Source organism: Frankia sp. AgKG'84/4 (genome assembly GCF_023242965.2).
Lineage (GTDB): Bacteria > Actinomycetota > Actinomycetes > Frankiales > Frankiaceae > Frankia.
This window is the reverse complement of record NZ_JALKFU020000665.1, coordinates 1-617: the sequence shown is the minus strand read 5'-3', so window position 1 is coordinate 617 and position 617 is coordinate 1. Positions and strand designations below refer to the sequence as shown.

General features: G+C 76.3%; 1 protein-coding gene. It reads left to right on the top strand.

What is annotated here, in order from left to right; genetic code table 11:
- On the top strand, positions 1-617 hold a 617-nt coding region (locus MXD58_RS24525; protein WP_250610028.1), incomplete at both ends, for a phosphatidylglycerol lysyltransferase domain-containing protein.

Here is a 617-nt window from a genome sequence, read left to right as displayed (position 1 = left end):
CGCCTGGCGCGCCCGCGGCGCCATCCGCGGCTGCGCCACGGCACTGGGCCGCGTCGGCGCCGCCGAGGACGCCGACTGTGTGGTCGTCCGCGCCTTCCACGGCGAGCGGCTGTGCGGGCTGGTGACCTTCCTGCCCTGGGGACGCGACGGGCTGTCCCTCGACGTCGTGCGCCTCGACCGCGCCGCCGCGGTCGGCCTGACCGAGTTCATGCTCGTCGCCGTGTTACGCGACGCGAAGCGCCTCGGCGTCACCCGGGTCTCGCTGACCTTCGCGGCGTTCCGCGCGGCGCTGGCCCGCGGCGAACGGCTCGGTGCCAGCCCCGCGCTGCGGCTGTGGCGGCACATGCTGCTGGCCGCGTCCCGCTGGTTCCAGATCGAGTCGCTCTACCGCTTCAACGCCCGGTTCGACCCGTCCTGGCAACCCCGCTACGTCTGCTGGCCGGCCAATCGCGACCTGCCTCGCGTCCTCGTCGCCGCCGTCCGCGCCGAGGTCCTCCTCCCCCACCCGTCCTTCCCCCGCCCCGCGCTGGGGTCCCGCCGGCGGCCGCCGGCGATGGACGAATTCGCTGCCGCGGACGACGCGCAGGCATCCGCGGCTGCCAGCCGCGACCTCGCGC